This window comes from Streptomyces sp., from assembly GCF_036524955.1.
Lineage (GTDB): Bacteria > Actinomycetota > Actinomycetes > Streptomycetales > Streptomycetaceae > Actinacidiphila.
Map to the genome: position 1 here is coordinate 1 of NZ_DATDBG010000090.1, position 11,409 is coordinate 11,409.

At 68.7% G+C, this 11,409-nt stretch carries 12 protein-coding genes and 1 pseudogene; 3 read left to right on the forward strand and 10 right to left on the reverse strand.

Annotated features, from left to right (window positions below; genetic code table 11):
* Nucleotides 1–28: 28 nt before the first annotated feature.
* A pseudogene (locus VIW71_RS08330) lies at nt 29–739 on the forward strand (transposase); the annotation flags it as partial.
* Nucleotides 740–1,190: 451 nt separating this feature from the next.
* Here VIW71_RS08330 and VIW71_RS08335 read toward each other — a convergent pair.
* The 5 genes from VIW71_RS08335 to VIW71_RS08355 all read right to left on the reverse strand — a co-directional run bounded on the left by VIW71_RS08335 (nt 1,191) and on the right by VIW71_RS08355 (nt 5,859).
* Nucleotides 1,191–1,502, reverse strand: a complete 312-nt coding sequence (locus VIW71_RS08335) for an SCO5918 family protein (RefSeq protein WP_331621404.1) — start codon at nt 1,500–1,502, stop codon at nt 1,191–1,193.
* Between the two features lie 71 nt (nt 1,503–1,573).
* Complete coding sequence (locus VIW71_RS08340) at nt 1,574–3,100, reverse strand: DEAD/DEAH box helicase (RefSeq protein ID WP_331621395.1); 1,527 nt, start codon at nt 3,098–3,100, stop codon at nt 1,574–1,576.
* Between the two features lie 345 nt (nt 3,101–3,445).
* Nucleotides 3,446–3,649, reverse strand: a complete 204-nt coding sequence (locus tag VIW71_RS08345; protein ID WP_069775160.1) for a cold-shock protein — start codon at nt 3,647–3,649, stop codon at nt 3,446–3,448.
* Nucleotides 3,650–4,660: 1,011 nt separating this feature from the next.
* A complete protein-coding gene (gene trhA / locus VIW71_RS08350) occupies nt 4,661–5,464 on the reverse strand; it encodes a PAQR family membrane homeostasis protein TrhA (RefSeq protein WP_331621398.1) in 804 nt (267 codons plus the stop codon).
* A 62-nt stretch (nt 5,465–5,526) separates the two neighbouring features.
* Nucleotides 5,527–5,859: a MerR family transcriptional regulator gene (locus VIW71_RS08355; protein WP_331621399.1), complete on the reverse strand. Its 333-nt coding sequence runs from the start codon at nt 5,857–5,859 to the stop codon at nt 5,527–5,529.
* A gap of 847 nt (nt 5,860–6,706) precedes the next feature.
* Here VIW71_RS08355 and VIW71_RS08360 point away from each other — a divergent pair.
* The gene (locus VIW71_RS08360) at nt 6,707–7,141 is read left to right on the forward strand and encodes an ATP-binding protein (protein WP_331621405.1); all 435 of its coding nucleotides are present in this window, start codon (nt 6,707–6,709) and stop codon (nt 7,139–7,141) included.
* Between the two features lie 26 nt (nt 7,142–7,167).
* Here VIW71_RS08360 and VIW71_RS08365 read toward each other — a convergent pair whose 3' ends face one another.
* Entirely contained in the window at nt 7,168–7,509 is a 342-nt protein-coding gene (locus tag VIW71_RS08365; RefSeq protein WP_414720697.1) for a hypothetical protein, read from the reverse strand.
* Nucleotides 7,510–7,764: 255 nt separating this feature from the next.
* Between VIW71_RS08365 and VIW71_RS08370 the strand changes: the two genes are divergently transcribed.
* On the forward strand, nt 7,765–8,496 hold the full coding sequence (locus tag VIW71_RS08370) for a site-specific integrase (protein ID WP_331621400.1): 732 nt from the start codon (nt 7,765–7,767) through the stop codon (nt 8,494–8,496).
* Nucleotides 8,497–8,720: 224 nt separating this feature from the next.
* Here VIW71_RS08370 and VIW71_RS08375 read toward each other — a convergent pair whose 3' ends face one another.
* The 4 genes from VIW71_RS08375 to VIW71_RS08390 form a co-directional block, all read right to left on the reverse strand.
* Nucleotides 8,721–8,969 carry a hypothetical protein gene (locus VIW71_RS08375; RefSeq protein WP_331621401.1) on the reverse strand — a complete coding sequence of 83 codons (249 nt, stop codon included), beginning with the start codon at nt 8,967–8,969 and terminating at the stop codon, nt 8,721–8,723.
* An 84-nt stretch (nt 8,970–9,053) separates the two neighbouring features.
* A complete protein-coding gene (locus VIW71_RS08380; RefSeq protein ID WP_331621402.1) occupies nt 9,054–9,731 on the reverse strand; it encodes a hypothetical protein in 678 nt (225 codons plus the stop codon).
* Between the two features lie 49 nt (nt 9,732–9,780).
* Complete coding sequence (locus VIW71_RS08385) at nt 9,781–10,449, reverse strand: DUF805 domain-containing protein (protein ID WP_331621403.1); 669 nt, start codon at nt 10,447–10,449, stop codon at nt 9,781–9,783.
* Nucleotides 10,450–11,160: 711 nt separating this feature from the next.
* On the reverse strand, nt 11,161–11,409 hold a 249-nt coding region (locus VIW71_RS08390; RefSeq protein WP_414720696.1), incomplete at its 5' end, for a fascin domain-containing protein.

Below are 11,409 nucleotides of genomic sequence, written 5' to 3' on the forward strand. Positions count from 1 at the left end.
CCGCCGTTGTCGTATGGGGTGGGTGCGGATGTCGATGCAGCCGAAGGGGCCGGGCGAGGTTCCAGCGGAGACGGTGCGAGTGGCGCGGGCCGCGTTCCCGAAGGGGAGTCTGACGATCCGGCTCCGGGACGAGCTGGGACCGTTGTTCACGGACGAGGAGTTCGCGGACCTGTTCCCGGCCCGGGGCAAGCCCGCCTGGTCGCCGGGGCGGCTCGCGCTGGTGCTGGTGTTGCAGTTCGTCGAGGGACTGACCGATCGGCAGGCCGCGGAGGCGGTGCGGGCGCGGATCGACTTCAAGTACGCCCTCGGCTTAGAGCTGGACGATCCGGGCTTTGACTTCTCGGTGCTGTCGGAGTTCCGGGATCGGCTGGTGGAGGCGGATGCCGGGTGTCGGGTGCTGGACGGAATCCTGGCCGCCGCCTGGGACAAGGGACTGCTCACCGGCGGCGGAAAGGCCCGGACCGACTCCACGCACGTGCTGTCATCGGCGCGGGAGCTGTGCTGGCTGGAGTTGGTCGCCGAGACGTTACGCGCCGCGCTGAATGCGCTCGCCGTCGCCGCTCCCGACTGGGTGGTCCAGGTCGCTGGACCGGACTGGTTCAGGCACTACGCCACCCGCGCCGAGGACTCCCGGTTCCCCAAGGCCCGCACCAAGCGGGCCGAGGTCGGCCAGCGGATTGGAACGGACGGGATGCGGCTGCTCGAAGCCGTGTTCTCGTCCGGCGCTCCTGCCGAGCTGCACGAGCAGCGCCGCATCATCGCGGTCAACCTCTACGAGGTCCCGCCGTTCGACACCGCCCGGCTCCGCGCCCGCGGCCTGGTCACCGCAGACGACGCCGCGCCCGTCCGCCTCACCCTCACCGCCCGGCTCGGCCTTCTCGCCCAGACGCACACCCCCGGCCCCGACAACTCGTGCTCCTGCGGCTTCACCACCCCGGCCGGCGACACCGAGCAGGACGCAATCCGGATCCGCCGCCACCGCGAAGACGCCACCGCCCGCCTGGTCGACGGCCTCGCTACCGCCTTCACCACAGCGGTCGCCGCCGCCCGCTGAACCGACCCCCACCACACCCGGAGGAAACCCATGGACACCTCTCTGTTCGACCGCATCGCTCAAGACGGCCCGTCCCTCGGGTTCCCCCAGGCCGGAGCGGCCGCCGAGGGGTGCCTGCACACGTCGCGCGAGCCGGTCAGGCGGGTGACGGCGCTCCCAGCAGGGCTGCGGCCGTCTGGAGCCTGGTGAGGACCGGGGCAGTGCTGAGGCCGGGAACGGGTCGGCAGGTGAAGCCGAGACGGCTCATCGCCCGCGTGACTTCGCCGGCGGAGAAGTCACGGCGATCCTGCTTGGTGAGCACCTCGCCGACCTGCTTGACGGGGTAGGTACGGCGGCCGATGATCACGGACTCACCGGTCACGGCTTCGGGTTTGATGCCCTTCATCGATTCCAGTACTTCGCTCTTGACGAGGTTGAAGGCGAAACGGGCGATGACACAGCGCCTGATGCCTCACAGGTTGACGTAAAGCAATGGCGGCATGGGTGACCGAGCCGGACGTGGCGCGGCGGGCCTGCTCCTCAGACGGCTGTGCCGGCGAAGGACTTCGTTCCGGAGCCGCCGGGCACCGTGCGGGGCGAGGCGGCGGCGCGTCGGGCCTGGGCGGTGCCGCTGCGTCGGCCGCGTGACGAGGTTGCCTTGCGCTTGGCGCGTTCGACGACCGGTGCGGTGATGGTGACGGGAACGCCCGACGGCGCCTGGGCGCCGGTGATGCGGCTCAGTTCGGCCTCACCGGAGCGCACCTGTGTGGTCTGCGGGCTGATGCCGGCGTCGGCCATCAGCCGGGTCATGTCGCGGCGCTGGTTGGGCATGACCAGGGTGACGACGCTGCCGGACTCGCCGGCCCGGGCGGTACGGCCGCCGCGGTGCAGGTAGTCCTTGGGGTCGGTCGGCGGGTCGACGTTGACCACCAGGTCGAGGTTGTCGACGTGGATGCCGCGGGCTGCGACGTTGGTGGCCACCAGCACGGTGACATGCCCGTTCTTGAACTGCTCCAGGGTGCGGGTGCGCTGGGGCTGGGACTTGCCGCCGTGCAGCGCCGCGGCGCGCACCCCGCTGTGCAGCAGGTCCTTGGTCAGGCGGTCGACGGCTTGCTTGGTGTCCAGGAACATCATCACGCTGCCGTCGCGTGCGCCGATCTCGATGGTGGCGGCGTGCTTGTCGGCGGCGTGGATGTGCAGCACGTGGTGCTCCATCGTGGTGACCGCCCCGGCCGAGGGGTCGACCGAGTGGACCACCGGGTCGGACAGGTAGCGGCGCACCAGCAGGTCGACGTTACGGTCCAGGGTGGCGGAGAACAGCATGCGCTGGCCGCCGGGGCGTACCTGGTCGAGGAGTTCGGTGACCTGGGGCATGAAGCCCATGTCGGCCATCTGGTCAGCCTCGTCCAGTACGGTGACGGCGACCTGGCCCAGGCGGCAGTCCCCGCGTTCGATGAGGTCCTTGAGCCGTCCCGGGGTTGCAACGACGACCTCGGCTCCACTGCGCAGGTCGCCGGCCTGCCGGCCGATCGACATCCCGCCGACCACGGTGGCCATCCGCAGCCTCAGCGGCCGAGCGTACGGGGTCAGCGCGTCGGTGATTTGCTGAGCCAACTCCCGCGTGGGAACGAGGACAAGCGCCAGGGGCTGCCGGGGCTGAGCACGCCGGCCGGCCGTGCGCGCCAGCAGCGCCAGGCCGAAGGCCAGCGTCTTGCCCGAGCCGGTGCGGCCCCGGCCCAGGACGTCACGTCCGGCCAGCGTGTTCGGCAGGGTCGCCGCCTGGATCGGGAACGGGACGGTCACGCCCTCGGCGCCGAGCGCCGCCAGCAGCGGAGCGGGCATGTCCAGATCAGCGAACGCCGCGACTGTGGGAAGCGCCGGCGTGATGGTCACCGGCAGCGCGAACTCCCCCTGCAGTGTGGGGCGCCGCCCAGGGCCACCGGAGCGGCCGGAGGTACCGGAACGGCCCGCGCCCGAGGGCCGCGAACGGAAGCCGCCGCCCCTGGAGGAGCCGGCAGAGCCGCTGGTGCGGGAGTAACGGTCGTTCGTGCGAGTTGTGCGGTTCATGCAGAACCTTCCTCGATGCGGCGCGTATCGAGGAATTCCCGGCGGAGGTGAACCGCGTGAAGAATCGCAAGTACGAGCCGAAGAAAATAACAACGAAACAGGGAAGAGCACGTCTTCCCATCGCGTCGGCGGATTGCGGGCATCCGTCGAAAGAAAACGGAATTCTGGGATCAAAAACCAGGGATGACCTTTGTCCTGTCGCAGCCCGCCGGTGGTTCCCCACCAAAGTGGGCGGCTACCGCTGCCCGTGAAGCCCTTGCCGCCACGCGGTGAGTTCGATAAACAAACGAGCTGGGGCCCGCACCCCTTCAGGTGCGGGCCCCAGCTCGGTGTAACACGTCAGCGTCAGGCGGGAACGATGTTCTCCGCCTGCGGGCCCTTCTGGCCCTGAGTGACGTCGAAGTTCACCTTCTGGCCTTCCTGCAGCTCGCGGAAGCCCTGGGCGGCGATGTTCGAGTAGTGGGCGAACACGTCAGCGCCGCCACCATCCTGCTCGATGAAGCCGAAGCCCTTTTCCGCATTGAACCACTTCACGGTGCCAGTAGCCATGTCATATCTCCTTCGGGGCGGTGCCCTGGGCCCACGCTGTGCGAGCTCAGCGTCGCCGTGATGATTACCCCATCCGGAAAGCACCGGAAAACAAAAGCGCTCTCGCCGCTCAGCGGAGGCGCTAGAAGCTCTTGGGAACCACAACCGCAACTGGCAATCACAGTAGCACAGGGTGGGCGACCATACGCAAAGGCAGCTTCGATTTTCGCCGCCCCCCGCGAATGCATCAACCAAGGAGGCTACTTTTTCTCCTGTCGCGGTACCAGATATGCACACCGGCACAAATGAAGTGCGGTGGGTTTCTGGCGACGGCTGCCTCGTAGCGGCTGACAGCGCCTGGCAACAAGCCGTGGTCGGCTGCGGCCCGGCCCGCCTACTGCCGACTCCGGTGACCAGGCTGCCTGGGGGCAGTAGCCGGCGGGTCAGGCGTCGGCTCGGCGGGACTCGGCGGCGGAGTACGGTAACTCGTCTTTGACGCGCTGGGCTTCCTCGGTCTGGTCTTCGAGGACGGCACTGCGGCAGGCGGCGTCGACGGCGTAGCGCCGAGTGGACCCTGATCGGACCGCTCCTGCCACCCCGGCCTGCGACACGCCAAAGGCGGCCGACCGGAGAAACTCGAATCCCGGCTACAGCACCAGCGCGCCGTCCGATCACCCAAAAGTGCCTTCAACGCGACACTGCGCGTTGCCCGGTCCTGTCTGCCCGGTGCTTGCGCCGGCCGGGCAGCCACCGGGGGAGAGGCAACGGCAGCGCCGGCGTGACAGCCAGGCTCCGGGCCCTGACCGGAGATCTGGTGAACGCAGCGGTCCCCGGGATGCTGAAGCGTTCCCGTGGCGCTGCGTAAGCGGCGGCGACGAAGCTGCCGGGAAAAACCGCAGGTCGCAGCCGTCTCCGGTCGTGGCTGTTGGATTCGGCGGCGCGGCGGTATTCGGCGTTGATGTGCTGGGCGTCCGGGCACCGCTTATCGGACTTCGCTGGCTGTGGCCCTCGGCAGAGCAGTGGCCCGCCCGGTCATGCGGCTGCCAGGAGGATGGCCGTGTAGTGCGCGGTGAAGGCGGCGATTGTAAGAGTGTGGAAGACCTCGTGGAAGCCGAACCAGCGCGGCCAGGGGTCGGGACGCTTGAGTCCGTAGACGAGCGCGCCCGCGGTGTAGAGCAGGCCGCCGGTGATGACGAGGACGACGACCGGGGTGCCGCCGGTGCGTGCGAAGTCGGGCAGGTAGAAGACCGCTGCCCAGCCCAGGGCGAGGTAGCACGCGGTGTAGAGCCAACGCGGCGCCCGATTCCACCAGACGCGGAACGCGATCCCGGCTGCGGCCCCGGCCCACACCAGGGACAGCAGGACCACCTGCGGGCGCACGGGCAGCAGTAGTACCGCCAGAGGCGTGTACGTGCCGGCGATGATCAGGAAGATGTTCGCGTGGTCCAGCCGACGCAGGACCGCCTCCCCGCGCGGGCCCCAGTCGCCACGGTGGTACAGCGCGCTGGTGCCGAACAGCAGGCAGGCCGACAGCGCGTACACCGAGCAGGCCGCCACTGCCGGCGTCGAGCGCGAGAGGGCGATCAGGACGATGCCGCCGGTCAGCGCGAGGGGGAACATCCCGGCGTGCAGCCAGCCGCGCATCCTCGGCTTCAGCGCAGCCGCCGCGCGCTCCACCCCGCCTTCGAGGCCGCCGGCTGTCCGCCCGGCAATCAGCCGACCGGTGGTGCCGGCAGGCGGATCGACCGCCGGTGCGCGGAAGGTGTCGGGTGTGGCGCCGGAGAGGTGCCGGGGCTCCCGTTCGTGTGCCGGCGGCTGGGCATCTTCAGCGATCATGCGCTCATATTATGAAATCGGCGGAAGGGTGCGGATTCCGGCGCGTTGCCGCGGACTGCGGGTCAGTCGCCTGCCGTGTGCCGGGATGCGGCGCGGCGGTATTCGGCGTTGATGCGCTGGGCTTCTTCCAGCTGGTCTTCGAGGATGACGATGCGGCAGGCGGCCTCGATCGGGGTGCCCTGGTCGACGAGTTCCCGGGCGCGGGCGGCGATGCGCAGCTGGTAGCGGGAGTAGCGGCGGTGTCCGCCCGCGGAGCGCAGCGGGGTGATCAGGCGGGCTTCGCCGATGGCGCGCAGGAAAGCCTGGGTGGTGCCGAGTATCTCGGCGGCCCGGCCCATGGTGTAGGCGGGGTAGTCGTCGTCATCGAGCCGGTTGAACGAGTCGTCTGCTGTCATTGCGCCTCTCTGTGGAACACGCTGGAGGGGCCCTGGTGCCGTACCGGCACCAGGGCCCCGAAGGAACTACAACACCATCTGCCGGTCCTAGTACTGCGCCGGCCTACTGTGTCCGCATCGCCGCAGGGGGGGTGGCGGCGTGTGCGGGGATCGCGGTTGCGTGACCGGAGACCACCTCACTATCGATGTCCTGCGGTACCCGGGCTCACAACGTCCGCCCGGGCGATCCTGATGGCGCTCGGCTCCTCCGTTCTTCCCTCTGGATGAACTACTTACCAATCGGGTACTGCGCACTGCTGGTACTGCTGGTGATGCGAACTGCTGGTGACCTCACGTAAGCGCCACTCTTCGGCAGCCAGCCCCGTCGCCCGTCTTGCGTCTGCTCTGGCTTCGAACCCCACTGCCGAACTTCCCGGCACGCGCGCCCGCAGCCGACGCCTTTACCGAGGTGCTGCTCACGTGACCTCACTGCTGGGTACTGCGAACTGCACTCACTGAACTGCGACTTCACGGCGGCCCCTGATCACTGCGGGCCACCCAGTCCGGCCGTCAGTCCCGTCGCCGTCAGGCAACCTCTCTGGCTTCGGAACTCCACCACCGCACCGTCCTGCGTACTGCACTTGCGGGTACTGCTGCCCGGCAGTTCGTCTCTGCCGGGCCTTGCTGATCTCGGCTACGAGAGAAACCATAACCACACCACCGCCCAATGTCTACTCCGGCCGTCATAGATTTCCGCGTGTCCGGCGGTGAGGTAATCGGGCCCTGCCGGGTTAAGGGGGCGCAGGGTGGGGCACAAGGGTCGGGTAGGCAGGACCGGGCGTTGACGAGCCGTACCAGGGGGAACCTGATGGACACGATGTGCGTCGACGCCACGACCGTCCGCTCCGCGACCGCCGTCGCCCACGCGCGCGAGACCACCCGGGCCTTCCTTGAAGCCCTCCGGCAGCCGGCCGTCGACTCGGAAACGGCCGACACCGCCGTCCTGGTCGTCTCCGAACCGGTCACCAACGCCCTACGCCACGGCGGCGGCGCCTACACCCTCCACCTGACCGCCCACCCCGACACCATCGAGGTAGCCGTCGACGACCCCAGCCCGCAGGCGCCGCGCCTGCGCACCCCCGACCTGAACGGCGGAACCAGAGGCTTCGGCTGGCCCGTGCTCAACCGCCTCGAGTCGTCGGGCTGCGACAACTGCTACGCCCTCACGCTGGCCAAGCGTTTGAAGGCGATGGGTGCCGCGAAGTACCAGAACGACGGCCGCGCTGGACCGCGGCGCCATTGAACGCGGTCCGCGGGCCCGGGGCAGGGTCAGGGTGCCGGGGTGTAGGTGATGGTCTGGTCGGGGCAGGTGTCGGCGAGTGCGGCGAGGGTGTCGTGTTCGGCGGGGTCGATGGCCAGGTTCCAGGTGAGTTTCACGCTGATCCAGTCGGCGGTGTACCGGCAGGTCGCGTCGGGGGCTGGGGGCATCCAGGTGGCGGGGTCCTGGTCCGATTTGGAGCGGTTGGAGCGGTTGGAGCGGTTGGAGCGGTTGGAGCGGGCGGTGACGGCGACCAGGTGGCGGGGGTCCTGCAAGTAGTTGGCGTAGGCGACTCGGCGGTTTTTCGTCCAGGCGGAGGCGCCGGAGTCCCAGGCTTCGGCGAGCGGGACCAGGTGGTCGACTGGCGTTGTCGACGGTGGTGTCGTCGTACCACGAGTACCAGGACCCGCCGCTCAGGGTGCATTTTCCGGTGCGGGTGGGTGCGGTGACGGCTTCGTCGATCAGGACCTCGTTGCGGGTGTTGCAGCCGTCGTGGTTTATCCGTACCCCTGCCTTCCGAATCCGCCCCGCATGAACGGTGCCGGGCCGCACGAGGATGAAGCACCCTGACATGGGGTTATCTGTAGTGTCCATCTAATATGCCGAACGTGAGTCCTTACCGAGCCCAGAGGGTCCGTGACGTCGACGGGAACCTAAGCGCAACCCTGCTTGAGCCCAACGGCGTCGTCGAGCCCGCTGAGGAATACCTCAGCTTCCTCCAGAACATCGGGCGCTCCTGGCACACCACTCGGGGCTACGCGAGCGACCTCGCCCTCTACTTCGACTTTCTCGACCGCAAGGGCATTGGCTGGCGCGAGGTCGGGATGCCGCAGATCGGCGCGTTCGCCGCGTACCTGCGCGGCACCAACCGCGCCAAGCCGAACACGGGCCTGGTACTGCTCCGTACCGCCGAGCCCTCCCGGGCGCCCGCGAGCATCCAGCGCGCCCTCACCGCAGTCTTCGGGTTCTACGACTTCCATGCCGACACCCCACTGGCCGACGCACTCACCCGCAGCCGGCAGCACCGACTCGACATACGCCGCTACGTCTCCAAGGACCCTCGCTCAGTCGTCGCCGTCAAGGTGCCAAAAAAGATCAAGCCTTGCCTGTCCGAGGAAGAACTCGTCACCGTCCTCGCCACCCCAGCCCGGCTACGGGACCGACTGCTTCTCGCCACGATGGGCCTCAACGGACTACGTGTCGGTGCCGCCCTCGGCCTGCGCCACGAGGACATCCGCGTGCGCAAGGGCGAACTCGCGGTCGTGCCTCGGGACGACAACGCCAACAACGCCCGCGCGAAGGTGGCCCGGCGGTCCGGGCTGGCCGGCCCCGGCGTGTGACGTCAAGTCGTCACACGCGCCGGTAGCGGCCGGTTTCGTGGTGGCTGTACGTCAGGTGTGCGCCGGGCCGTTCAGGCACGGCAGGCGCGGGAGCGGCGGCGGCTGGAGCAGTACACGGCGTCGAGGCGAGGTTGGCGCCGGCGAACGTGAGGTCGACCGCAGACCGGGCAGGCCAGTAGCCCGATCATCCTGTGTCGCCGGTCCACACGGACCGTGGTCCGCAGCTATGCGGGGCCGCCGCTGGTTACGCCCGGGGCTACCAGTCCTGGGACATAAGGCAGTCCGGTCGGCAGGGGTTGTCGGTCCGAAGACACCAGGGCGAACGGCGGGACACCGTGCGCGTCGCGGAAGTCGACTGTGCCGCAGGCGAAGCTGACCGCGCCGCCGCCGAACCACGCGCCGATGAAGCTGACCCTGCCGCTGTCGAACGCCATCTTCCAGATGCCCTTGTTCGCAGCGGTCAGCCGCAGCACCAGTTGGTCCAGCGAGGCCCAGCTGAGGTGCGCCCTTCCTGGCGGGCTGTCCCATGAGCGGCCGTGTGGTTCGCGGGGAATGGGTCAGTTTCTCGGCGTCTGCCAGCGACCGGCTACGTCGTCCCAGGCATAAGGGTGCCGGACGAGGGTCCGGAGATCGTCGGTCGCCCAGGCGCCTTTGGGATGGTGGTGGTTGACTGTCCAGGTAAGCGTGCGTCCCGCCAGATGCCGGTAGTCGAGGTCGAGCCGGCGGTACTGGGAGATCGCCTCCACCGGCAGACCGGGGCTGAACACGACCGTGATGTTGCGCCGGTGCTCCAGCCGGATCGCGTCTTCCTGGCCGGGCCGCGCATCGGCGATGCTCTGAACGGCCGAGAGGAATGCTTCGGCCTGCCGCCGTTCGGCGTCTGTGGCGTTCCGGCGCCACCAGCGGCGGCGCTTGGCGGCGTCCTGGAGGATCTGCGCGCTGTTGTCGCCGAGCTTGGCGCCCACGGCTTGGAGGAAAGAAGAGGCTACGACTCCGCCTGCGGCGCTCAAAGCGACTACGAGAGGGTTGCTGCCTTGCTCGATGGCCAGTTCCACTGTTCCCGCCGGCTCTGGTGAATTCTCATCGGGCCATTCGTGAGCCCCACCGGCATAACCACCTGGGTCAGCACTATGACCGCCACCGCCGTGACTACCGTGACCACGGTCGTCGTGATCGCTACCGTCGTAGCCGCCACCGCTATAGTCGCTGCTGTCGTAGTCGTAGTCGTCGCTCATCGATCGCCTCACCCACTCCCATCGTGGTCAAAGCAGGCGGATCCCCGTCTTACAGGCACATGCTTCGGCGTCGCTCTCGCCGCAGGCGGACAACTTCTGCACCGCGCTGCGCCACCAGCAGTACACCGCCTGAGCCGGGGTGACACCACCCCCGCTGCACTCCACGTCCTTCCCTGGCCCGGTTCACGACGCCCCGACCACGGACCCTACGGTCGACCCTCCGGCCCCGTTGCCGGTCACTGGCAGGTGGTGGTCGCGGCCCGCGCCGCCGAACAGTGCTGCCCGCCGGGTTGTAGGTGCTGGCGTGACGAGCGCTGCGCCGGCCATGGCCTGCGGCAGTTCTCCCGGGGTGCTGTACCCGCGAGGCGGCTGTCTCGAGGGACCCGGCCGTGTCCGGGGAGAGGAAGCGATGCGGCGGGGTGCGGGCGCAGGTGGCGTCAGCTCGTCGGGGCGGGCTTCGGGTTGGGACCGTGGGCTTGTCGTACGGCTTGCCTTTCCTGGCCAGGAAGATGAACAGGGTGATGGTGCCCGCGATCGGGATCAGCGCGATGAGCACCCACCAACCTGACCGGTCGGTGTCGTGGAGCCGGCGGACGCTCACTGCGATGCTGGGAAGCAGTACAGCGAGGCCGTACAGCAGTCCGATGAAGACCGTGCCGAAAGCGTCGTCGATGAACGTCAGCACGAAGCCGATGACAGTGTCGATCAGAAAGAACATCCAGTATTCCTGGCGGCATGCACGCCCGCTGAATACCGCGTATTTTTTGAGTACGTCCACGTACCAGTGCACTGCGTCCCCCCAAAGGATCGCGACGGGTTTTTGCTGTGGGTGCCGGACCGGGCGCTGACCTGATCGAGAGCCTCCGGTGCGGCTCGTTGTGTGCGGAATAGGGACTGCCCCGCCACGTGCTGCCAGATAAGAGCGGCCGGGGCACGGGAAGGTTTGCATTCCTCTTGTCCGGCGGTTTCGAACTGTACTTCTCGACCTCTGCGTCTGGATGGATGAGGCATTCACGCATAAACCCGGGTGTTGCTGCAGCACCACGCCGGGGTGGCTGTGTGCGGCTGGGCCTTGGGCCGTCTGCTGGCGGACTCGGCGCCGTTGGCGGGGCGGGTTCAGCGTCCGCAGCAGCTGTTCTGGCGCTGCCGGCTGGCGGGCTGCTTCGAGCCGCCCTTCTCGGCGCCCTGTCCGTCTTCAACGCTGCCGCCACAGGGTCCGTGCGCCGTGCTGCTGGGCGCTGGGACGGACGGCCACTGGCCAACGGCGGCGCGGGGACGAGCAGGAGAACAGCAGACCTGCCGGTGAACCACACAGGGGTACCCCCGGCCTTGCGGCTCTCGTCTGGTTTGGTGCCGGCCCGTCTGCCCCCGGTCCTGGGGGGCGGGCGGGCCGGGGTTTCCCGGCGGGGAGGCCGGTGGTGCGATCGGCTCAGGTGCTTTGGCTGTCGATGATGTAGAACTCTTCCCAGGTGCCGGCGATGTCCGTGGAGCGGGCGCGCAGGGCGTACTGCAGGTCGCCGGTGTAATTGTTCTCCATGGATACGAACAGACCGTTGGCCGCGGACTGGAGGGCGTACCGGTCGGTGGTTTCGTTGTAGTAGAGGTAGAACTTCTCCCAGGTGGCGATGGTCTGCGAGCGGGCGCGCAGCAGGCCGTTGGCGGCGGCCCCCGGTTCCCG

Coding starts and splice junctions, on each gene's coding strand:
- VIW71_RS08340 (WP_331621395.1), bottom strand. CDS start 3,100: ATGAACCGCACAACTCGCACGAACGACCGTTACTCCCGCACCAGCGGC.
- VIW71_RS08345 (WP_069775160.1), bottom strand. CDS start 3,649: ATGGCTACTGGCACCGTGAAGTGGTTCAATGCGGAAAAGGGCTTCGGC.
- trhA (WP_331621398.1), bottom strand. CDS start 5,464: ATGATCGCTGAAGATGCCCAGCCGCCGGCACACGAACGGGAGCCCCGG.
- VIW71_RS08355 (WP_331621399.1), bottom strand. CDS start 5,859: ATGACAGCAGACGACTCGTTCAACCGGCTCGATGACGACGACTACCCC.
- VIW71_RS08360 (WP_331621405.1), top strand. CDS start 6,707: ATGGACACGATGTGCGTCGACGCCACGACCGTCCGCTCCGCGACCGCC.
- VIW71_RS08380 (WP_331621402.1), bottom strand. CDS start 9,731: ATGAGCGACGACTACGACTACGACAGCAGCGACTATAGCGGTGGCGGC.
- VIW71_RS08385 (WP_331621403.1), bottom strand. CDS start 10,449: ATGTTCTTTCTGATCGACACTGTCATCGGCTTCGTGCTGACGTTCATC.